This is a genomic window from Variovorax sp. GW821-FHT06D12, assembly GCF_059419205.1.
This window is the reverse complement of the sequence record NZ_JBWKRI010000008.1, coordinates 64,967-84,452: the sequence shown is the minus strand read 5'-3', so window position 1 is coordinate 84,452 and position 19,486 is coordinate 64,967. Positions and strand designations below refer to the sequence as shown.

Genomic DNA, 19,486 nt, shown 5'->3' with positions numbered 1-19,486 from the left:
CCCGCATGGCGATGAAGCTGTATTTCGACCCGCGCAGCCGTGCGCAGGTCGCCAAGTGGATGCTCGACGAGGCCGAGGTCGACTACGAGATCGTGCCCACCCTCATCCGGGAGGGCGCCCACAAGCGCCCCGAGTTCCTGAAGATCAACCCGGCCGGCAAGCTGCCCGCGCTGGTCGACGGCCGCACCCGCATCTTCGAGAACGCGGCCATCTGCATGTACATCGCCGAGAAGTACCCCGGCAAGCGCCTGGCACCGGCCGTGGGCACGCCCGAGCGCGGGCGCTACCTGTCGCTCATGGTCTATTCGACCGCGCAGCTCGAGCCCTCGATGGGCGACAGCCTGCTGAAGATCAAGAGCAACAACAGCGCGCGCGGCTGGACCGATTTCGAGCAGGCCAAGGACGCCGTCGAACGCGAACTCGGCGACGGCCCCTACCTGTTTGGCGCCCAGTTCACGGCCGCCGACGTGATGATCGGCTCGATGCTCATCTGGCACCGCGCCTTCGGCGGGCGCACGAACCGCCCGAAGCTCGATGCGTACATCCACCGGCTGCAAGCACGGCCCAAAGGCATGAAGTTCGGTTGAAGTAAGCGGCAAGGCGTGCCGCGCTGGCGACAGTGCGCGGCGGAGGTTCATCCTCTAATCGGTCCCTCTTTTTCGACCCTTTCCCACCTCACGCCCGCCCCATGACATCGAACACCTCGCGCTCCCGGTTCTCGTTGACGGCCCTCTCCCTGGGCCTGGTCGCCCTGCTCGGGGCCTGTGCCAGCACGCCGCCGCCCGGCAGCCGCAGCGTGAGCATCGAGCGCACCACCTTCGGCATCGCGCACATCACGGCGCCCGACTACGAAGGCCTGGCCTACGGCACCGCCTACGCGCATGCGCAGGACAACGTCTGCCAGACCGCCGAGCACCTGCTGACGCTGCGCGGCGACCGCGCGCAGTTCCTCGGGGCACAGAACACCGGCGACTTCGGCCTGGGCCGCATGCCCAACGCGCAGATCGACCTGTTCGTGCGCTACCACATGGACGACGCGGCGCTGGCCCGCGCGGCGGCCACCACCAACGACGAGGTGAAGGCCGCGCTGCGCGGCTACGTGGCGGGCTACAACCGCTACCTGCAGGACGCGGGCCCTGGCGGCCTGCCCGAAGCCTGCCGCGGCAAACCCTGGGTGCGCCCGATGACGGCCGCCGACCTGGCGCGCGCCACCGAGCAATCGATGATCCAGGGCGGCCTGGGCGCGCTGGCCGGCGCGGTGCTGGCCGCCGTGCCGCCGGCCCCGGGCGCCAAGACCGGCGCGGCACCGGTCGCGCTCGAGCAGGCGGTGGCCGAAATCGGCCGCCACAGCTTCAACGCCAACCCCGAAGGGGGCGAGCTGGGCTCCAACGGCTGGGCCTTCGGGCGCAACGCCACGCCCGACGGCAAGGGCCTGCTGCTGGGCAACCCGCATTTCCCCTGGAACGGCACCAACCGCTTCTGGCAGATGCACCTGACCATCCCCGGCCAGCTCGACGTGATGGGCGCCACCGGCGGCCTGAGCCCGGTGGTGTCGATCGGCTTCAACAAGGACGTGGCCTGGACCCACACCGTGTCGACCGGGAAGCGCTTCACGCTGTACGAACTCAAGCTCGACCCCAACGACCCGACCGTGTACTGGGTCGACGGCCAGCCGAAGAAGATGGTCGCGCGCACCGTCGCACTGCCGGCCGCCGCCACGGCGGGCGGCGCGCCCGTGCAGCACACCTTCTACGCCACCGACTGGGGCCCCGTGGTGTCGCTGCCGCGTGCCGGCCTGGGCTGGACCGCCCAGAAGGCCTATGCGATCCGCGACGCCAACACGCTCAACGTGCGCTCGGCTGAGAGCTGGATGAAGATGGGCCGGGCCCGCAACGTCGCCGAGCTGCGCGCCGCCATGGGCAACCAGGGCATCCCGTGGATCAACACCCTCGCGGCCGACCGCGAAGGCAACGCGATGTACGCCGACCTGTCGGTGGTGCCCGACGTGTCGGCCGAAATGCTCAAGACCTGCGCGCCCTCGCCGGCCGCCGCCGCGCTGCTCAACGCGGCCGGCCTGCCCGTGCTCGACGGCTCGCGCAGCGCCTGCGCCTGGCACCGCGATAGCAGCGCCGCCGCGCCCGGCATCATCGCGCCGGCCCGCATGCCCGTCGTCGTCACGCCCGACTGGGTGCAGAACAGCAACGACAGCTTCTGGCTCAGCAACCCGCGCGTGCCGCCGATGGCCGGCGTGTCGCCACTGGTCGGCCCCGTCGGCGTGCCGCAGCGGCTGCGCACGCGCAGCGGCATCATGGAAATCGAAGGCCGCCTGGCCGGCACCGACGGCCTGCCGGGCAACCGCATGGGCGCGGCCGAGCTGCGCAGCGTGATCTTCCGCGACAGGAACCTCGCCGGCATGCTGGTGATGGACGACCTGAAGGCCGCGTGCGCCGCCACCGGCGCCGCGCTGAGCGCCGACCAGGCCCTGGGCTGCCGCGTGCTCTCCGCCTGGGACCGCACCAGCAACGCCGAGTCGAAGGGCGCGGCGCTGTTCCGCGAGTTCTGGCGCAAGGCCAAGGACCTGCCGAAGGTCTGGCGCGTGCCCTTCGACCCGGCGCAGCCCGTGACCACGCCCACCGGCCTGGACATGGCCACGCCCGCCACGCGCGAGGCGGTGTTCAAGGCGCTGGGCGACGCGGTCGGCACCGTGCGCACCGCCGGCTTCGCCCCCGACGTGGCGCTGGGCGTGCCGCAGTCGCGCACCGTGCGCGGCCAGAAGATCGCACTGCCCGGCGGCGACGAGTTCGAAGGCGTGCTCAACAAGCTCGAATCGCAGGGCCAGCCGCTGATCGACCCGAAGGGCTACGCCATCAACTACGGCAGCAGCTACATGCAGGTCGTGACCTTCGACGCGCGCGGCCCCGTGGCGCAAGGCCTGCTCACCTACGGCCAGAGCAGCGACCCGGCCTCGCCGCGCGCCTACGACCAATTGCCGCTGTTCGCGGCCAAGCAGTGGCATCCGCTGCCCTTCCACCCGGCCGACGTGCAGGCGCAGCGCGAGGGCAAGCCGTTGCAGCTGGCGTACTGAACCATGTCCTCGACCACCGTTCCTTTTCCCGCCCACGCCGCCACAGGCATCGACCTGCTGAACCGCCTGGCCGCCGAGCAGCCGCTCGCCCCGGCCTGCGACCACTTCTACTTCCTGCGCCACGGCCAGACCGGGCGCAACGCGCTGCGCGTCTTCCAGGCGCCCGACGAGCCCCTGAGCGCGCTCGGCGAGCAGCAGGCGGTGCAGGCGGCCGAGCTGCTGGCCGGCGAGCCGATCGGCGCCATCGTGTGCAGCGACGCGCGCCGCGCCTTCGACACCGCCCACACCGTGGCGCGCGCCCTGGGCCTCGTGCCCAGCGCGCACGAGAACCTGCGCGAGCGCAACTTCGGCGCGCTCATCGGCACCTCGTCGGCGAACATCGACTGGGCCTGCGAGCCCGAGGGCGGCGAGACGCTGGCGCAGTTCGTCGACCGCAAGCGCCAGGCGCTGGCTGCCGCACTCGCCGCGCAGCCCGCGCCGGTGCTGGTGGTGGCGCACGGCGGCACGCTCTATGCGCTGGCCGCGCTGCTGGGCGTGGCGGTCGATGCGAGCATCTTCGGCAACGCCCAGCCATTGCGTTTTTCACGTGCCGGCCCCACATGGGCCGTGACGCCGCTCCAACAGCGGCACGCCGACGGCGGAGCAGCCCTGGCCTGACCTGGCTCCCGGTTGATCTGTACGCCGTCCTGAAAGGAATCACCACCCACCATGGAATTCAAGGACTACTACAGCGCACTGGGCGTCGAACGCACCGCGTCCGACGACGAGGTGCGCAAGGCCTACCGCAAGCTCGCCCGCAAGTACCACCCCGACGTCAGCAAGGAGCCCGACGCCGAGCAGCGCATGCGCGACATCAACGAGGCCAAGGACGTGCTCGGCGACAAGGACAAGCGCGCCGCCTACGACGCGCTGGCCGACCGTGTCGCGCGCGGGGGCCGCCCCGACGGCAGCTTCGAGCCGCCGCCCGGCTGGGACACCGGCTACGAGTTTCACCGCGGCCCGCGCCAGGGCCCGGCCGACCACGCCGACTTCAGCGAATTCTTCTCCTCGATGTTCGGCGACGCCGAGCGGCGCGGCGCCACGCGCCAGAACTACCGCGCGCGCGGCGAAGACCACCATGCGGCCATCGAGATCACGCTCGAAGACGCGCTGAACGGTGCCGAGCGCGAGCTCACGCTGCGCGCCCAGACACTCGACGCGCAGGGCCACCCGCAGTGGGAGAACCGCACGCTCGCCGTGAAGATCCCGCCCGGCGTGCACCCCGGCCAGTTCATCCGCCTCGCAGGCCAGGGCATGCCCGGCCACGGCGGTGAGCCGGCCGGCGACCTCTACCTCGAGGTGCGCATCGCGCCGCACAAGCTGTACCGCGTGGAAGAGCGCGACCTGTACATGACGCTGCCCGTCACCCCCGCCGAGGCCGCGCTGGGCGCGCAGGTGCAGGTGCCCACGCCCACCGGCGGCGTGGTCGAGGTCACCGTGCCGCCCAACGCGCGCGGCGGCATGAAGCTGCGGCTCAAGGGCCGCGGCTTCGCGGGCAAGACGCCCGGCGACCTGTACCTGCTGCTCGAGATCGCACTGCCGCCCGCCGACAGCGAGGCCGCACGCAACGCCTACGCACAACTCGCGCAGGCGACCTCCTCGTTCAACCCCCGCCAGCACCTGGGAGTCTGAGCATGGCGAACTTTTCTTCCGTGACCACCACCACGGCCATCGGCGTCTCGCACCCGCTGGCCGCGAACGAACTGGCGCACGCCTGCGGCGCCGACACCGCCTGGGTCGTGCAACTGGTCGAAGTGGGCATCGTGCAGGTCAGCACGACCGACGCACCGCCCGAGCGCTGGGAGTTTTCCAGCACCGACCTGCAGCACGCGCTCGAAGCGCGCCGCCTCGAACGCGACTTCGGCGTGAACCTGGACGCCGCCGCGCTGATCCTCGACCTGCAGCACGAGGTGCGGCGGCTGAAGGCGGTGCTGCGCGCCAACGGCGTGGACTGAAACGCGCCGCGCGCGTCGCGGGTCACGCGCATGCAATGACTGCCAGATCCGCACAGCCGCCTGCCATTTGCGAACAGGATCGGTGAGCCCGCGGCCCTAGATTGCCGCTGCCTGCGGAATTTCGCATGGCAGGCCGGCGCGCAGGCACCCGTTCACACACGCCCGGCCTCCTCACACAGGAGACAAGAAGGCATGACCTCGCACAGGCTGAAGACCGCGCTCGACGCAACGCTGCACCAGACCGTTCACCGCCACGGCGGCGCCCCCGGCGTCGTCGCGATGGCGACCGACCGCACGGGCAATTTCTACGAAGGCGCCGCCGGCACGCGCGAACTCGGGCTCGACCGGCCGATGGCCACCGACAGCGTGTTCGCCATCTTCTCGACCACCAAGGCGATCACGGGCACCTGCGTGATGCAGCTGGTCGAAGAAGGCAAGATTGCCCTCACTGACCCGGCCGGCGCCTACGCGCCCGAGATCGACGAACTGCAGGTGCTCGACGGCTTCGACGCCGACGGCCGGCCGCGCACGCGCGCGCCACGCCGACGCATCACGGTCAACGACCTGATGCTGCACACCTCGGGCCTGGGCTACGAGTTCTTCAGCGAAGACGACCTGAAGTACCGCGCCGCGCTGAACATTCCGACGGTGGTGTCGGGCAGCTTCGAATCGATCCGCACCGTGCTGCTGCACGAGCCGGGCGCAGCCTGGACCTACGGCGCCAACATCGACTGGCTCGGCCGCATCGTCGAGCAGCAGCGCGGCAAGCGCCTGGGCGAGGTGATGAAGGAGCGCGTCTTCGAGCCGCTGGGCATGCAGGACATCGGCTTCGGCATGTCCGAATCGATGAAGGCGCGCCGCGTGACCATCCACGACCGCGCGGCCGACGGCCGGCTCACGCCGCTGCCCGAGCTGGTGCTGCCCGAGCCGCCGCCGATGGACATGGGCGGCCACGGCCTGTATGCCACCGTGGGCGAGTACATGAAGTTCATCCGCATGGTGCTGAACGACGGCGCCGGGCCGCACGGGCGCGTGTTGAAGGCCGACACGGTGCAGCGCATGGCGCAGGACGGCCTGGCCGCCATGGACCTGTCGGTGGGCGGCTGGCGCACGTCGGTGCCCGCGCTGAGCAACACGGGCGAGTTCCTGCCCGGCACCGACAAGGGCTGGGCCTACACCTTCATGACCAACCGCGAGCGCGCGCCCACGGGCCGCCCCGCCCACTCGCTGATGTGGGCGGGCCTGGCCAACAGCTTCTTCTGGATCGACCGCGAGAGCGGCCTCGGCGGCTACTGGGCGACGCAGATCCTGCCCTTCCAGGACTGCGCGAGCTACCCGGGCTTCGTGGCTTTCGAGACCGCGGTTTACCATCACCGTTGAGCCGCTGAGCGGTGCGCGCCCCGGGGCGCGCACCTTCTTCCTTCTGAACCGAGGTGCGCGATGGATGCGATCCGCAACGTGCTGGTCACCGACGCCCGCGGGCAGCCGAGCGAGCGCCACCGCCTGGTGGCCTCGCACGACTGGGACGACATCCGGCGCTGGTCGGACCGCATCTACATGCCCTACCGCGTCACGCCTATCGGGCGGGCGCGCACGCCCGACTCGGTGCTCGACGCCACGCGCATCGGGCACTTCACGCTGAGCCGTTTTCACTACGGCATTCCGGTGAACATCAAGGACTTCTCGCCCGACAGCGGCGTCGGCATGGTGCTGACGACCGTGCGCGGCGCGGGCCGCCACTGGTCCGAAGCCAACGCCTATGCCGACACCGGCGTGGGCGACGCCTTCGTGGTCGACACCTCGCGCACCCACTACTGGGTGGACTTCGACGCCAACCACCTGCAGGTCAACCTCAGCTTCTCGCACGACGCGTTGGCCGCGTTGCACGCGCGCTGGTTCGGCGCGCCCGCGGACGAGCGGCTGTGGACGCGCAAGTTCAAGTTCGGCGGCGCCCACTCGAGCTGGATCGCGCTGCTGTCGTATGCGTGCCGCTGCGTCACCGAGCTGCCCGAGGCGGTCGACGCCGGTCCGCTGGGGCGGCACCTCGAGGAGATGATCGGCGTGCACGTGCTGACCCAGTGGCGCGCGCAGCTGGAGCACCCGGCCGAAGCGGTGCAGCACCGCATGGCGCCGCGGCATGTGCTGGCGGCCGAGCGCCACATCCGCGAGCACGCCCAGCACGCGCCCACGCTCGGCGAACTGGCGAGCGTGGCGGGCGTCAGCGTGCGCACGCTGAACAGCGCCTTCCGCGAATACCGCCAGGCCACGCCGATGCGCGCGCTGCGCGAGCAGCGCCTGCAGGGCGTGCGCGCCGAACTGCTGATGGCCGACGCGGGCGCGACGGTGCGCTCGGTGGCGCAGGCGTGGGGCTACGCCAACTTCGGCCTGTTCGCCGCGGCCTACCAGCAGCGCTTCGGCGAGCTGCCTTCGGCCACGCTGCGTTCACGCAAGACGGGCTGAGCCTTCATCTGATCTTCAGCTTGGAGCGCGCTCGCGCTCCCACAATGTCAAGCGGGCGCGGCACCTCGCCTTGCCTGGAACGCCCGGTCGCCATCGCCACCGGGCAACTCCCCTTCCCTCGATGGCATCTGGCATCGCGTCCGCGCCTGGATGCGACCGATGCCCAGCACCTCTTGAGCGAATGAACAACCCTCGCCCGTCCTTCTTCCCGGCCTGCGCGTCGATCGCGGCCACCTTTGTCCTCACGGCCTGCGCCGCCTCCATCCGGCCGGCCAGCGACGACCCCGACGTCGTGCAGGAACAGGCCCTGCAGCACTCGCTGTCGCTGAACCACCGCATGACGCTGCAGCGCCGGCTCGACGACGTGGCGATCCCGCTCCTGGAGCACAGCGCGCCGTTCTGCGGCGGCGACGTGCGGGCCAGCCTGGGCGCGCACATCGCCAGCTTGTGGAGCTTCGAGAAGGAAGAGCGCGCGGCGGCCAAGCAGGCCCTGCACCTGGACGACCGGCTGACCGTGCTGTGGACGCTCGACAGGAAGCAGGCGCCGGCCACGCCGCTGCGCGCCGGGGACGTGCTGCTGTCCGTCGGCGGCAAGCCGCTGCCCGCCGGCGAGAAAGGGATCGACCGGCTCAACGACGTGCTGATCGACGCCGCGCGCGCCAAGCCCGCCCGGCGCGAAGGCTGGCTGGAAGCCGTGGTGCAGCGCGAGGGCCAGTCGACGGCGCTGCGCCTGCCGTACACCACGGCGTGCAACTACACCGCCGTCACGCGCATGAAGAACGAGGTCCATGCGGAGAACGACGGGCACGAGATCGTCGTCAACTCGGCGCTGATGCGCTTCTTTCCCGACAACCGCGACCTCGCGATCGTGCTGGGGCACGAGCTGGCCAACGGCGTGCTGTCGCATGGCGGCAAGACGCGCGCGGTGGGCATCGCGGCCGGCATCGTGGATGGCGCGCTGGGCAGCACCGGGCTGGCGCAAGAGGCGCTGTCGTCGCCGTTCTCGCAGCAGTTCGACGCCGAGGCCGACTACCTCGGCCTCTACATGGTGGCCGCGGCGGGCTACAACATCGACGGCGCCGAACGGATCTGGCGCGAGCTCGGGGTGCACACGGCCGGGGCGAAAAAGAAGAGCTTCATGAGCGCCCCGCCGAGCTCCGCCAAACGCTTCGTCGCGATGCGGCGCACCATCGCGGAAATCCAGGCCACGACGAAGAACGGGGCACCGCTGGTGCCCCTGGCGACATCGAAATCCTGACGCGTCGCGCCCCGGCGCGGGCCGCTACTGCATCTGCTGCAGGTTGCCGATGCGCACCAGCATCTCGGTGAACATCTGCATGTCGGCGTCGAGATCGGGCACTTCCTTGTATTCCTTCGCGTTGTGCGCCGTGTACTTCTTGCCGGGCATCGCGGGGCCGAAGTTGATGGCGTTGGGCATCAGCTTGGCCGTGGTGCTGCCGGCGGTGGGCACGGGCTTGGCCTCGAGGCCAGTGGTGTCGCCGAAGATGTTGAGCAAGGTCGAGAGCCATGCGCCCTTCGGGTCGCGCGCCATCCAGTTGCCCTGGTCGTAGGCCAGCTCCAGCTTCACCTGGCTGGCCGTGGCCCAGCCGTTGATCTTGGCCGCCACCTGCGCCTTCAGCTCGTCGGGCGTGCGGCCGCGCGGCATGCGCACGTTGGCCATCACCTCGAGGCGACCGTCGGCGCCCATGCGCACCAGCGTGGGCGACATCGTGAGCGGGCCCATGAAGTCGTCCTGGTAGCCCAAGCCCATCTTCTCGCCGAGGTAGCCGGTGCCGTAGAGCGCGTCGATGTACTGCACGGCCCGCAGGTAGGGGTTGGCGGCCAGCGGCACGCCGGACTCCTTCAGGAACAGCGCCAGGCGCGGCACGGGGTTCACGCCCTCTTCGGGCCGCGAGCCGTGGGCCGAGGTGCCCGTGACCTTCAGCTCGACGGCCTCGGCGCCGTGTGCGATGTCGATCGCGAACTTGCCGCCCTGGCTTTCGTACTTGCGCACGAAGGCGGCCTTGGCGGCCTCGAGCTTCGCGGCCACGGCCGCGAGGTCGCCGCCCTTGAGCGTGGCCGTCGCGGTCTGCGGAATGGCGTTGGCCGAGGCGGCGCCGCTCATCGCGGTGATGGCGGTCGCGGCGGGGTCGGCCGCTTCCGCGGGGAAGAACACCTTGAGCGCGCCCGAGCCCTTCTCGGCCACGACCGCGGGGTACTTGCTGTCGAGCACGATGTTGTAGGCCGGCAGCGGCGTCTTGTCGCGGTAGTACTGCATCGCGTCGCCGCCGGTTTCCTCGGTGGTCTCGATCATCAGGCGCACGCCGCGTTCCACCGGCAGGCCGCTGTCCTTCACGGCCTTCATGGCGTAGAGCACGGCGGCGATGGAGCCCTTGTCGTCGATGGTGCCGCGCCCGTAGAGGAAGTCGCCCACGCGCGTCATCGCGAAGGGGTCCAGGCGCGTGCCGTCGTCGAGCACCCATTCGGACAGCACGGCCGGCACCACGTCGGCGTGCGTGAGGATGCCGAACTCCTCGCTGCCCCGACCCTTCAGGCTCACTTCGAAGATGCGGCCGTCGACGTTGCGGTAGCCCAGCCCGAAGTCCTTCGCCATCTTCTCGACCAGCTGGCCAAACGCGACCATCGGCGGGCTCTCGTGCGGCGGCACCTGCACGTTGCGCACGGTGGGCAAGGCGACCATGGTGCCGATGCTGGCGATCACGGCCTGCTGGTTCTGCAGCCGGTTGTACAGGCCGAGCAGGCGCGCGATGTTGACGAGGTCGTCGCCCGCCAGCGCCTTGCCGCCGGTGTAGGCCGCCACGCTGGCCTGCAGCGCGGGCTGGGCCTGCGCGGCCTGGGCCAGGAAGGCCTTGAAGTCGGGCGCCGTGCGGCCGCCCTTCCAGGCGGCGGCGAGCTGGTCGAGCGCGGGCTTCTTGAGGGTCTCGGCACCGGCCGGGACAGCGACGGCGAGCGCCATGAGCGCCAGCGAAAGCGCCGACAATGAAAAACGAGACTGCTGCATCAGGGTCACCCCCTCATTCCGAAAACATCCCCCGACGATAGCCGAGCCATGCCTCACGACGACAGCCTTTCCTCACTCCCGCGATGCGCCTGGGCCCGCACCGATCCGCTGCTGGCCAGCTACCACGACGCCGAATGGGGCGTGCCCGAACGCGACAGCCGCGCGCTGTGGGAAAAGCTGATGCTCGACGGCTTCCAGGCCGGCCTGTCGTGGCTCACCATCCTGCGCAAGCGCGACGCCTTCCGCGCGGCCTTCGAGGGCTTCGTGCCCGAGACCGTGGCGCGCTTCACGCCGGCCGACGTCGAACGCCTCATGCAGGACGCGGGCATCGTGCGCTCGCGCGCCAAGATCGAAGCCGCCATCGGCAACGCCAAGGCCTACCTGGCCATGGAGGCGGCGGGCGAAGATTTTTCTGATTTCGTCTGGGGCCTCGCAGGCGGCCAGCCGGTCGTCAACACCACGGGCACGGTGCCCACGCAGACGCCGCTGTCCGAAACGATGTCCAAGGCGCTGAAGCAGCGCGGCTTCAAGTTCGTCGGGCCGGTGATCGTCTATGCCTGGATGCAGGCCACGGGCATCGTCGACGACCACGCGCCCGACTGCCACTGCCATCGCGACCACCGCCGCGCCTGAACAGGCATGAAAAAACCGGACGGTGCTGTCGCACGGTCCGGTCTTTTCGGGTGGTGGTCTTGCTAACCGAGGCGGCTCGCGCCGCCGTCGATCACAGGCCAGCCTGGCGCGTGAAGCTGCGTGCCTGCGAGGGGATCACGCTGCCGGCGAAGGATTCGCGGCGCAGGTTCTGGCCGGGAGCGTGGGCGGCTGCCACGGCTTCGGCGCGAACCGAGGCGCGGTCCACCGACGAGGCCAGCACGGGGGCCACGCTGGCCGACACGGCGTCGCTGTATTCGTTGCCGGCACGGGCGGCGGCCACGGCTTGCGGTGCCACGTCGGCACGGCTGTAGCCGGAGGTCACGGCGTGAACGCCTTCGTAGGTCTCTGCGTGGGCGGCGCCAGCGGCGGCGAGCAGGGAGAGAGCGGCGGCGGCGAGGATGTTCGAGGTCTTCATTTCAATTCCTTCTTGATCGGGCTTTGGATGCCCTGAAGTGTGCGCCAAATTCCTAGGGTAAACCCCAGTCAATCTGAATCGCAGTGTTCACGGAATTGAAACAATCACGGGGAACTTTCCGACATGCGGGGTTCGCGTGAAACTTTTTCGTACAAACGGCCCCGAGTTTGCAAACTTTGGCGCGCTGTCGTCAAGTCTCAGGGCCGCCCCCAGCTGCGCACCAGCGTGCGGATGGCGACCGCGCCGCTGCCCTTGACCTCGGCGCGGTAGCTGCCCAGCAGCGCCTCGCGCTCGGCGGCGGCCTGCGGTTCGTTGCGCCAGGCGAGCAAGGCGGCCACGTCGGCGTCGGGCAGCGCCAGCAGCAGCGCCTGCGTGACCAGCTTTTCGAACTCGCGCGCCACGGTCATCAGGTTGCGCGGGCGCGGCGACGTCACGCCGCGCGACCAGAGCGAATCGAGCGCGGTGTCGAGCGTGCGGTCGGGCAGCGAACTGAACTGCCCGGCATTGCCGCGCGCCAGCTGCTTGACCACCGCGCTCATGAGCAGCTGGCTCGAGAAATCGATCTCGCGCGCCTCGGCCACCGTCATGCGCGCCAGCAGTTCGACGCGCGCCGGGTCGGCCGGCCGCGCATGCTGCTGATGGAAGAACGTCACCTTGGCGGGCTCGTCCATCGCGGCGTACTCGGCGCGCAGCTTCGCCAGGCGCGCCACGGCTTCCAGCACCGGAGGCGTCGGCGCGGCGGCGCCCTGCCCGGCCGCCGCCACGTCCTGCCGGATCGCGGTCACCGAGGCGTTCACGTCGAAGGCGCGGCCGGCCGCCACGTCGAGCGACTGCAGGGCCTTGTCGGCGATGGCCAAGTCGGGCGGCTCCAGCAGCTCGCGCGCGCCGCGCGACACGGCACCGGGGCCGTAGGCGTTCTGGTAGCGCGCCTGCACGCCCTCGAACTGGAGCAGGGCCTGCGCGCGGTCCTGCGTCCACCCCGTCAAGGGGGCGAGGAGCAACGACAGCAACAAGAGGCAACGGGGCGACGACAGGCGGGACAGCAAGGACATCCCGCATTATTGGCACGCCGCGATCCCGCGCCCTTCATCAGGCCTGCGCCAGCTCCCCGCGCAGCAGCTTCGCGGCCGCCACCATGTTCGACAGCGCCGCCTCGGTCTCGGGCCAGCCGCGGGTCTTGAGGCCGCAGTCGGGGTTGATCCAGAGGTTCTCGCCCGGCACCACCTGCGCGGCCTTGCGCATGAGGCGCACGATCTCGTCGACCGAGGGCACGCGCGGCGAGTGGATGTCGTACACGCCAGGGCCGATCTCGTTCGGGTAGCGGAAACCACCCTCGCCGCCGAAGCCGCGCAGCAGCTCCATGTCCGAGCGGCTGGTCTCGATGGTGATCACGTCGGCGTCCATCGCGGCGATCTCCGGCAGGATGTCGTTGAACTCCGAATAGCACATGTGGGTGTGGATCTGCGTCTGGTCGCGCACGCCCGAGGCGCTGATCCTGAAGGCGCGCGTGGCCGCCTTCAGGTACGCCGGCCAGCCCGCGCGGCGCAATGGCAGGCCTTCGCGGATGGCGGGCTCGTCGATCTGGATGATGCCGATGCCCGCGCCCTCGAGGTCGTTCACCTCGTCGCGGATCGCCCAGGCGATCTGCTCGCAGGTGGTGGCGCGCGGCTGGTCGTCGCGCACGAAGGACCACTGCAGAATGGTCACGGGGCCGGTCAGCATGCCCTTCATCGGCAGCGTCGTGAGGCTCTGCGCGTACGCGGTCCATTCGACCGTCATCGGCGCCGGGCGTGCCACGTCGCCGAAGATCACCGGCGGCTTCACGCAGCGCGAGCCGTACGACTGCACCCAGCCGTTGGCCGTGAAGGCGAAGCCGTCGAGCTGCTCGCCGAAGTACTCGACCATGTCGTTGCGCTCGGCCTCGCCATGCACCAGCACGTCGATGCCGAGCTCTTCCTGCTTGCGCACAGCGAGGGCGATCTCGGCGCGCATCTTCTCGCGATAGCCGCCGGCATCGAGCTCGCCGCGCTTGAAGGCGGCGCGGGCCGCGCGGATCTCGGCGGTCTGCGGGAACGAGCCGATGGTGGTGGTCGGCAGCGCGGGCAGTGCAAAGCGCGTGCGCTGCAGCTGTTGGCGCTGCGGGAAAGCGGACACGCGGCGGTCGTCGCCGGCCACGCTGCGTGCCAGGCGCAGCGCCACGTCGGCGCGGTGCACGCGCGGGCTGGCGCGGCGCGCGGCCACGGCCGTACGCGCGGCCGTGAGTTCGGCGGCCACCAAGGCTTCGTCGCCCTCGACGGCGGCGCGCAGCACGCGCAACTCATCGAGCTTCTCGATCGCGAAGGCGAGCCACGATTTCAGTTCGGTGTCGAGCTTCGTCTCGGCCGCGAGGCTGAACGGCACATGCAGCAGCGAGCACGATGGCGCGATCCACAGCTCGCCCTGGTGCTTCTCCGCCACGGGCCTGAGCTTGCCCAGCGCCACATCGACGTCGGTGCGCCAGATGTTGCGGCCGTCGACCACGCCGACCGACAGCACCTTGTGCGCCGGCAGCCAGTCGGCCACGCCGGTCAGCTCCTGCGGCGCGCGCACGGCATCGACGTGCAGGCCGGCCACGGGCAGCTGGCAGGCCAGGCGCAGGTTCTCGGACAGCGGCGAGAAGTAGCTCGCCAGCAGCAGCTTCGGCGCGTTGCGCGCGATCTGCCAGTACGCGCGTTCGAAGGCATTTCGCCAGGCCTCGGGCAGGTCGAGGCCCAGGATCGGCTCGTCGATCTGCACCCATTCCACACCCTGCTGCTTGAGCCGGCCGAGCACCTGCTCGTACACAGGCAGCAGCGATTCGAGCAGCGAGAAGCGGTCGAAGCCCGCCGCCTTTTCCTTGCCCAGGTACAGGAAGCTCAGCGGCCCGAGCAGCACGGCCTTGACCGCGTGGCCGGCCTGCTGCGCCTGCGCGACCTCGTCGAACAGGCGCGTGGACGCGAGCCTGAACTGCGTGGCCGCATCGAACTCGGGCACGAGGTAGTGGTAGTTGGTGTCGAACCACTTCGTCATCTCAAGCGCGAAGGTGCCTTCGGCGCCGTGCGTGCAGCTGTCGTCGTGCACATGGCCCGCTTCGTCTTCCACGCCGCGCGCCATCTTGAAATAGCGCGACAGCTCGGGCTCGTCGCCGCTGAAGCCGAAGCGCGCCGGCTCGCAGCCCAGCAGCTGGATGTGGTTGGCCACGTGGTCGTAGAAGGCGAAGTCGCCCACGGTCACGAAGTCGAGCCCCGCGTCGCGCTGCGCCTGCCAGTGGCGCGCGCGCAGCGCCTCGCCGACGGCTTCGAGCGCGGCGTGGCCGGTCTCGCCGCGCCAGTGCTTCTCGAGGGCGAACTTGAGTTCCCGGTGGGCGCCCATGCGCGGAAAGCCGAGGATGTGGGTACGGGTGGTCATTGCAGGTAATCCGGTCGCTGGTCTTGGAAACCGGTGATCGTCGGCGTTTGGCGCATATGATTCAAACGAAACCTTTTGCCCGTTCGCTTGAATCATTTTCATGATGCAGTCCATCCTCGAGATCCGCCACCTGCGCACGCTGGCCGCGTTGCGCGACACCGGCAGCCTGGTGCGCGCGGCGCAGCTGCTCAACCTCACGCAGTCGGCGCTGTCGCACCAGATCAAGCTGCTCGAAGAGCGCTACGGCGCGCAGCTGTTCGAACGCAAGTCGGTGCCGCCGCAGTTCAGCACCACCGGGCTGCGGCTGCTGCAGCTGGCCGACACCGCGCTGCCGCTCGTCGAAGAAGCCGAGCGCGACGTGGCGCGGCTGGCGTTGGGGCGCAGCGGGCAGCTGCGCATCGTGGTCGAGTGCCACACCTGCTTCGACTGGCTGATGCCCGCGATGGACGCCTTTCGCCAGCGCTGGCCCGAGATCGAGCTGGACATCGTCTCGGGCTTCCACCCCGACCCGATCGCACTCGTGATGCAGAACCGCGCCGAGGTGGCGATCGTCTCCGAGGAAGACCCCGATGAAACGGTCGACTACCACGCGCTGTTCCGCTTCGAGATCGTGGCGCTGCTGGCCAACGACCATGCGCTGACGGCCAAGTCGCACCTCACGGCCCGGCACTTCGCCGACCAGACGCTCATCACCTACCCCGTGCCCGACGAGATGCTCGACATCGTGCGCCAGGTGCTGGCGCCCGCCGGCGTCGAGCCCGCGCACCGGCGTACGACCGAGCTCACGGTGGCGATGCTGCAGCTGGTGGCCAGCGGGCGCGGCGTGGCCACGCTGCCGCTGTGGGCGGTGCAGAATTACCTCGACCGCGGCTACGTCACGGCGCGCCGCGTGGGCGCCCGGGGCCTGACGGGGCGGCTGTACATGGCCTGCACGCAGGCGACGTCGGCGCGGCCCTGGCTGGACGACTTCGTGCGCGTCACGCGCGAGAGCTGCTTCAAGAGCCTGCCGGGGATCGAATTGCTGTGAGCCCTGTGAGTCCGATGGCGGGAGGATCACGTCCGAATCCGGCCAGTGCGTGGTGGTGCACGGCCTGAAGATCGACCACCACCACGGACCGCCCCATGACATCGCCGAACACACCCGACTCCCCTGCCGCGCCACGCCACCGCTTCTTCCACGGCTGGCTCGTGGTCGCCGGCGCCTTCGCCGTCATGTTCGTGGGCTTCGGCTGCGCCTACACCTTCAGCGCGTTCCTCGATGCGCTGCAGCGCGACTTCGGCGCCTCGCGCGGCGAGGTGTCGCTGGTGTTCTCGCTCGCGGGCTTCCTGTACTTCGGGCTCGGCGTGTTCAGCGGCCCGCTGGCCGACCGCTGGGGCGCGCGGCGGCTGGCGGTCGCAGGCATGGTGCTGGTCGGCCTCGGGCTGGTGCTCGCGGGGCAGGCGCGCAGCCTGACGCAGATCTTCTGGGCGTATGGGCTTGGTGTCGGTCTCGGCGTGGGGGCCTCGTACGTGCCTGTGCTCGGCGCGGTGCAGCGCTGGTTCGTGCGCCGGCGCGGCTTCGCCTCGGGGCTCGCCGTGAGCGGCATCGGCGTGGGCACGCTGGCCATGCCGCCGCTGGCCTCGTGGTTCATCGACACGCTGGGCTGGCGCGATGCCTACCTGGCGCTCGGCGTGCTTGCGGCCGTGGTGGGCGTGGGCATGGCGCTCCTGGTCGAGAACGACCCGCGCGCACGCGGCCTCGGGCCCGATGGCGATCCGCCGCAGGCGCAGGCTTCCACCGCGCTGCCTCCCGGCGCCTCGGTGCGCGAGGCCGTGGGCTCAGGCCGTTTCGCGGGGCTGTACGCGGCCTGCCTGATCAGCTCGTTCGGTTTGTTCGTGCCCTTCGTGCACCTGGTGCCCTACGCGCTGGACCACGGCGTGGCCGCCTCGTCGGCGGTGCTGCTGCTCGGCGCGATCGGCGTCGGCAGCACGGCGGGCCGCTTCTTCCTGGGCGGACTGGCCGACCGCATGGGCCGCGACCATGCGCTGCCGCTGATGTCGGCCGGCATGGCACTGTCGCTGGTGGTGTGGGCCGTGTCGGGCGGGTTCTGGGGGCTGGCCCTGTTCGCCTTTGCCTACGGCGTGTTCTACGGCGGCTTCGTGGCGCTGCTGCCCGCGCTGGTGATGGACTGGTTCGGCGGGCGCCACATCGGCGCGATCATCGGCATCCTGTACACCAGCGTGGCCATCGGCACGCTGATCGGGCCGAGCGCCGCGGGCTTCGCCTTCGACCTCACGCGCAGCTACCTGCTGCCGATCCTCGTGGCGATCGGCGCCAACCTCGTGACGGCCGGCCTGCTGCTCGCGATGGCGCGGCGCGGCCGGCGCGCCGTTCAGCCGGCTTTCTGAACCAGCTTCAGCACGCTCGAGAAATCGAGCGCGCCGTGGCCGGCGAGGCTGTGCGCCGCGTACAGGCTGCGTGCCAGGCCGCCCAGCGGCGTGGCCGCGCGCACGGCGGTGGCGTTTTCCTGCGCCAGGCCCAGGTCCTTGAGCATCAGGTCGGTGCCGAAGCCGCCGGCGTAGTTCTTCGAGGCCGGCGCGGCTTCCATCACGCCGGGCACGGGGTTGTACTTCTCGAGCGCCCAGTTGCCGCCCGAGCTGCGGCGCATGATCTCGGACAGCACCTTCGGATCGAGCCCGTTGGCCACGCCCAGCGCGAGCGCTTCCGAGGTGCCGATCATCAGGATGCCGAGCAGCATGTTGTTGCAGATCTTGGCGGTCTGTCCCGCACCGGCCGCACCGGCGTGGAAGATGTTGGCGCCCATCTTCTCGAGCACCGGGCGCGCGCGCTCCAGGTCCTTGGTGTCGCCGCCGACCATGAAGGTCAGCGTGCCGGCAATCGCGCCGCCGGTGCCGCCCGACACGGGCGCATCGATCATCGCGACGCCCTTGGCGGCGGCGGCCTCGGCCACCTTGCGCGAGGTGGCGGCGGCGATGGTGCTGCTGTCGATCACGAGCGTGCCGGCCTGGATGCTGTCGAGCAGGCCGGGCTTGCCGGCGCCGCCGAGGAACAGGCCCTCGACGTGCGCGCTGGCGGGCAGCATGCTGATCACCACCTCGGCGCCGGCCACGGTCTCGGCCGCCGACTTGGCGATCGGCAGGCCTTCGGCAGCGAACTTCTTGCAGGCTTCGGCCGAGAGGTCGAAGGCGCTGAGCGTGTGGCCTGCCTTGTGCAGGTTCAGGGCCATCGGGCCGCCCATGTTGCCCAGGCCGATGAATGCGATCTTCATGTGTCTTGTCTCCGTTGTTCTGTGCAGGGAATGGGGCCGATCAGGTCAGCGAGGCCAGTTCCGCCGGCATCTCGCCGCGCGGACGCAGGTGGTCTTCGACGAAGGCCGGCGTGATTTCTTCGAGCGTGGCGGGGTTCCAGCGCGGGTTGCGGTCCTTGTCGACCAGCACGGCGCGGATGCCTTCGGCGAAATCCTTGTTCGCGCAGAAGCCCAGCGACGCCCAGTATTCGAGGCGGAACACCTCGGCCAGCGACATGCGCGGCACGCGCTGCCAGAGCTCGAAGCTCAGTGCGATGGAGCTCGGCGCGCCCTTGGTGAAGGTCTTCGATGCGGTCTGCAGCCAGGCGTCGTCGCTTTGCACGTTGCGCAGGCGCTTGGCGATGTCGAGCAGGTCGTCGCCGGCCATCAGCGCGTTGATGGTGTCGTAGTGCTCGCGCACCTTCGAGGCGGGCATTTCAGCGCCCTCGCCCGCCTGGGCCAGGATGCGCGACAGCGTGGCGCGGTCGGCCTTGGCGTCACCGCCGACCCATTGCGTGGACGCGATGGCCTCGATCACCGCGCCCTTGCGCTCCTGCGGCACCAGCACGTCGGCCAGGCCGCAGAAGATGGTGTCGTGCGCGTTGATGTTGGCGGCCGTGAGCGCCAGGAACAGGCCCGTGCGGCCCGGCGTGCGGCGCAGGAACCAGCTGCCGCCCACGTCGGGATACAGGCCGATGTTGATCTCGGGCATGGCGATGCGGCTTTGCAGCGTCATCACGCGGTGCGAAGCGCCCGCCAGCAGGCCCACGCCGCCGCCCATCACGATGCCGTGGCCCCAGCACAGGAAGGGCTTGGGGAAGGTGTGGATCAGGTGGTCGAGCTCGTACTCCTCGCGGAAGAAGTCTTCGGCGTAGGTGTTGCGTTCGGGGCCGCAGTCGAGCAGCGTCTGGTAGAGCTGGCGCAGGTCGCCGCCGGCGCAGAAGGCCTTCTCGCCCGCCGCGTCGAGCAGCACGCCGACGATGCCGGCGTCTGCGGCCCACTCGCGCAGCTTGGGCGTGAGCAGGCGCACCATGTCCACGGACAGCGCGTTGAGCGAAGCCGGCGCATTGAGCGTGGCCACGGCAAAACGCTGGCCGCCGGCGGTCTTGATTTCGTTGAAGAGAACTACGTTGTCGGTCATTG

Annotated in this window: 17 protein-coding genes; 11 read left to right on the top strand and 6 right to left on the bottom strand. The window is 70.3% G+C overall.

Going from position 1 to position 19,486, the window contains the following annotated elements:
* Nucleotides 1-5 precede the first annotated feature (5 nt).
* The 8 genes from AC07SQ_RS23535 (at nucleotide 6) to AC07SQ_RS23500 (ending at nucleotide 8,797) form a co-directional block, all read left to right on the top strand.
* Entirely contained in the window at nucleotides 6-587 is a 582-nt protein-coding gene (locus AC07SQ_RS23535) for a glutathione S-transferase family protein (RefSeq protein ID WP_095744927.1), read from the top strand.
* A 101-nt stretch (nucleotides 588-688) separates the two neighbouring features.
* Nucleotides 689-3,085 (top strand): penicillin acylase family protein, encoded by a 2,397-nt coding sequence (locus AC07SQ_RS23530; RefSeq protein ID WP_495271595.1) that lies wholly within the window; start codon nucleotides 689-691, stop codon nucleotides 3,083-3,085.
* A gap of 3 nt (nucleotides 3,086-3,088) precedes the next feature.
* Nucleotides 3,089-3,742 carry a histidine phosphatase family protein gene (locus AC07SQ_RS23525; RefSeq protein WP_495271596.1) on the top strand — a complete coding sequence of 218 codons (654 nt, stop codon included), beginning with the start codon at nucleotides 3,089-3,091 and terminating at the stop codon, nucleotides 3,740-3,742.
* A gap of 51 nt (nucleotides 3,743-3,793) precedes the next feature.
* Nucleotides 3,794-4,756, top strand: coding sequence for a DnaJ C-terminal domain-containing protein (locus tag AC07SQ_RS23520; RefSeq protein WP_070059322.1), 963 nt, complete (start codon nucleotides 3,794-3,796; stop codon nucleotides 4,754-4,756).
* 2 nt (nucleotides 4,757-4,758) lie between these two features.
* Nucleotides 4,759-5,079 (top strand): chaperone modulator CbpM, encoded by a 321-nt coding sequence (locus AC07SQ_RS23515; protein ID WP_495271597.1) that lies wholly within the window; start codon nucleotides 4,759-4,761, stop codon nucleotides 5,077-5,079.
* A 192-nt stretch (nucleotides 5,080-5,271) separates the two neighbouring features.
* Nucleotides 5,272-6,459, top strand: coding sequence for a serine hydrolase domain-containing protein (locus tag AC07SQ_RS23510; protein ID WP_495271598.1), 1,188 nt, complete (start codon nucleotides 5,272-5,274; stop codon nucleotides 6,457-6,459).
* A gap of 60 nt (nucleotides 6,460-6,519) precedes the next feature.
* A complete protein-coding gene (locus AC07SQ_RS23505) occupies nucleotides 6,520-7,539 on the top strand; it encodes an AraC family transcriptional regulator (RefSeq protein WP_307637008.1) in 1,020 nt (339 codons plus the stop codon).
* A gap of 181 nt (nucleotides 7,540-7,720) precedes the next feature.
* Nucleotides 7,721-8,797, top strand: a complete 1,077-nt coding sequence (locus AC07SQ_RS23500; protein WP_495271599.1) for a M48 family metalloprotease — start codon at nucleotides 7,721-7,723, stop codon at nucleotides 8,795-8,797.
* 24 nt (nucleotides 8,798-8,821) lie between these two features.
* On the opposite strand, the gene AC07SQ_RS23495 is transcribed toward AC07SQ_RS23500, so the two are convergent.
* Nucleotides 8,822-10,561, bottom strand: coding sequence for a dipeptidase (locus tag AC07SQ_RS23495; RefSeq protein WP_495271600.1), 1,740 nt, complete (start codon nucleotides 10,559-10,561; stop codon nucleotides 8,822-8,824).
* A 48-nt stretch (nucleotides 10,562-10,609) separates the two neighbouring features.
* Between AC07SQ_RS23495 and AC07SQ_RS23490 the strand changes: the two genes are divergently transcribed.
* Nucleotides 10,610-11,194: a DNA-3-methyladenine glycosylase I gene (locus AC07SQ_RS23490; RefSeq protein WP_495271601.1), complete on the top strand. Its 585-nt coding sequence runs from the start codon at nucleotides 10,610-10,612 to the stop codon at nucleotides 11,192-11,194.
* 91 nt (nucleotides 11,195-11,285) lie between these two features.
* Here the strand turns inward: AC07SQ_RS23490 and AC07SQ_RS23485 are convergent, their stop codons facing one another.
* The 3 genes from AC07SQ_RS23485 to metE all read right to left on the bottom strand — a co-directional run bounded on the left by AC07SQ_RS23485 (nucleotide 11,286) and on the right by metE (nucleotide 15,056).
* Nucleotides 11,286-11,630 (bottom strand): hypothetical protein, encoded by a 345-nt coding sequence (locus AC07SQ_RS23485; protein WP_062481853.1) that lies wholly within the window; start codon nucleotides 11,628-11,630, stop codon nucleotides 11,286-11,288.
* A gap of 197 nt (nucleotides 11,631-11,827) precedes the next feature.
* Nucleotides 11,828-12,682 carry a hypothetical protein gene (locus AC07SQ_RS23480; RefSeq protein ID WP_354347714.1) on the bottom strand — a complete coding sequence of 285 codons (855 nt, stop codon included), beginning with the start codon at nucleotides 12,680-12,682 and terminating at the stop codon, nucleotides 11,828-11,830.
* A 37-nt stretch (nucleotides 12,683-12,719) separates the two neighbouring features.
* Nucleotides 12,720-15,056, bottom strand: coding sequence for a 5-methyltetrahydropteroyltriglutamate--homocysteine S-methyltransferase (gene metE, locus AC07SQ_RS23475; protein ID WP_495271602.1), 2,337 nt, complete (start codon nucleotides 15,054-15,056; stop codon nucleotides 12,720-12,722).
* Nucleotides 15,057-15,156: 100 nt separating this feature from the next.
* On the opposite strand from metE, the gene AC07SQ_RS23470 reads away from it, so the two are divergent.
* Together AC07SQ_RS23470 and AC07SQ_RS23465 are read left to right on the top strand one after the other, a co-directional pair.
* Nucleotides 15,157-16,083, top strand: a complete 927-nt coding sequence (locus AC07SQ_RS23470) for a LysR family transcriptional regulator (RefSeq protein ID WP_495271603.1) — start codon at nucleotides 15,157-15,159, stop codon at nucleotides 16,081-16,083.
* Nucleotides 16,084-16,178: 95 nt separating this feature from the next.
* Complete coding sequence (locus tag AC07SQ_RS23465) at nucleotides 16,179-17,444, top strand: MFS transporter (protein ID WP_495271604.1); 1,266 nt, start codon at nucleotides 16,179-16,181, stop codon at nucleotides 17,442-17,444.
* Here the strand turns inward: AC07SQ_RS23465 and mmsB are convergent.
* Entirely contained in the window at nucleotides 17,429-18,325 is an 897-nt protein-coding gene (gene mmsB / locus AC07SQ_RS23460) for a 3-hydroxyisobutyrate dehydrogenase (RefSeq protein ID WP_070059330.1), read from the bottom strand. The two genes, AC07SQ_RS23465 and mmsB, sit on opposite strands and share 16 nt — an antisense overlap.
* 40 nt (nucleotides 18,326-18,365) lie before the next feature.
* A complete protein-coding gene (locus AC07SQ_RS23455; RefSeq protein WP_495271605.1) occupies nucleotides 18,366-19,484 on the bottom strand; it encodes an enoyl-CoA hydratase/isomerase family protein in 1,119 nt (372 codons plus the stop codon).
* Nucleotides 19,485-19,486 lie beyond the last annotated feature (2 nt).

Excerpts from the sequence above, each read along its gene's own strand:
- AC07SQ_RS23500 (WP_495271599.1), top strand. The coding sequence starts at position 7,721 with ATGAACAACCCTCGCCCGTCCTTCTTCCCGGCCTGCGCGTCGATCGCG.
- metE (WP_495271602.1), bottom strand. The coding sequence starts at position 15,056 with ATGACCACCCGTACCCACATCCTCGGCTTTCCGCGCATGGGCGCCCAC.
- AC07SQ_RS23535 (WP_095744927.1), top strand. The coding sequence starts at position 6 with ATGGCGATGAAGCTGTATTTCGACCCGCGCAGCCGTGCGCAGGTCGCC.
- AC07SQ_RS23480 (WP_354347714.1), bottom strand. The coding sequence starts at position 12,682 with ATGTCCTTGCTGTCCCGCCTGTCGTCGCCCCGTTGCCTCTTGTTGCTG.
- AC07SQ_RS23470 (WP_495271603.1), top strand. The coding sequence starts at position 15,157 with ATGATGCAGTCCATCCTCGAGATCCGCCACCTGCGCACGCTGGCCGCG.
- AC07SQ_RS23520 (WP_070059322.1), top strand. The coding sequence starts at position 3,794 with ATGGAATTCAAGGACTACTACAGCGCACTGGGCGTCGAACGCACCGCG.
- AC07SQ_RS23510 (WP_495271598.1), top strand. The coding sequence starts at position 5,272 with ATGACCTCGCACAGGCTGAAGACCGCGCTCGACGCAACGCTGCACCAG.
- AC07SQ_RS23515 (WP_495271597.1), top strand. The coding sequence starts at position 4,759 with ATGGCGAACTTTTCTTCCGTGACCACCACCACGGCCATCGGCGTCTCG.
- AC07SQ_RS23495 (WP_495271600.1), bottom strand. The coding sequence starts at position 10,561 with ATGCAGCAGTCTCGTTTTTCATTGTCGGCGCTTTCGCTGGCGCTCATG.
- AC07SQ_RS23485 (WP_062481853.1), bottom strand. The coding sequence starts at position 11,630 with ATGAAGACCTCGAACATCCTCGCCGCCGCCGCTCTCTCCCTGCTCGCC.
- AC07SQ_RS23505 (WP_307637008.1), top strand. The coding sequence starts at position 6,520 with ATGGATGCGATCCGCAACGTGCTGGTCACCGACGCCCGCGGGCAGCCG.
- AC07SQ_RS23530 (WP_495271595.1), top strand. The coding sequence starts at position 689 with ATGACATCGAACACCTCGCGCTCCCGGTTCTCGTTGACGGCCCTCTCC.
- AC07SQ_RS23465 (WP_495271604.1), top strand. The coding sequence starts at position 16,179 with ATGACATCGCCGAACACACCCGACTCCCCTGCCGCGCCACGCCACCGC.
- AC07SQ_RS23525 (WP_495271596.1), top strand. The coding sequence starts at position 3,089 with ATGTCCTCGACCACCGTTCCTTTTCCCGCCCACGCCGCCACAGGCATC.
- AC07SQ_RS23490 (WP_495271601.1), top strand. The coding sequence starts at position 10,610 with ATGCCTCACGACGACAGCCTTTCCTCACTCCCGCGATGCGCCTGGGCC.
- mmsB (WP_070059330.1), bottom strand. The coding sequence starts at position 18,325 with ATGAAGATCGCATTCATCGGCCTGGGCAACATGGGCGGCCCGATGGCC.
- AC07SQ_RS23455 (WP_495271605.1), bottom strand. The coding sequence starts at position 19,484 with ATGACCGACAACGTAGTTCTCTTCAACGAAATCAAGACCGCCGGCGGC.